This window comes from Actinomadura sp. 1N219, assembly GCF_044326405.1.
GTDB lineage: Bacteria > Actinomycetota > Actinomycetes > Streptosporangiales > Streptosporangiaceae > Spirillospora.
In genome coordinates, this window is sequence record NZ_JBIRAY010000045.1 from 1 (window position 1) to 557 (window position 557).

The 557-nt window shown below is 62.8% G+C and carries 1 rRNA gene; it reads left to right on the forward strand.

The features are described 5' to 3' along the window. Positions 1-104: ribosomal RNA gene (locus ACH35V_RS42315) — 16S ribosomal RNA — on the forward strand; the annotation flags it as partial. Positions 105-557: the final 453 nt, after the last annotated feature.

Consider the following 557-nt stretch of genomic DNA (forward strand, 5'->3'; position numbering starts at 1 on the left):
CCAACCACCTTGTGTGGGGGGAGCGGTCGAAGGTGGGGCCGGCGATTGGGACGAAGTCGTAACAAGGTAGCCGTACCGGAAGGTGCGGCTGGATCACCTCCTTTCTAAGGAGCACCAACTGGCCAGGATCGCTTCGCTCTCCTCACGCAGGGGGGCGGGGGTTCGTGGTCGGTGGCCGCCTATGACGGCGAATGTTCGTCAGGTGGCTGCTCATAGATGTGGAGCACTGGCTACTCAGCTCACTGCGCGTGTGAGCCGGCAAGTACCGCCCCGTGGACCTGTAGGTCTGCTGGACCTGTTGGGTCTGGGGGGAGTGGGAACGACGGTCTCGGACGCGCGGGGGGTTGGACACGCTGTTGGGTCCTGAGGAAACGGGCGCGAGCCTGGTGGCCTCTGGATTGCGGGACCAGACACCTCACCTTCCTGAATTGGGGGTGGGGTGCTGGTGGGCCCGGTTGTTTTTTGAGAACTGCACAGTGGACGCGAGCATCTCTGGTGAACGGGTGATGCTGCCGTGATGGTTCGCCGTCGTGGTGGTGTTGTTCGTTTATCTGCGA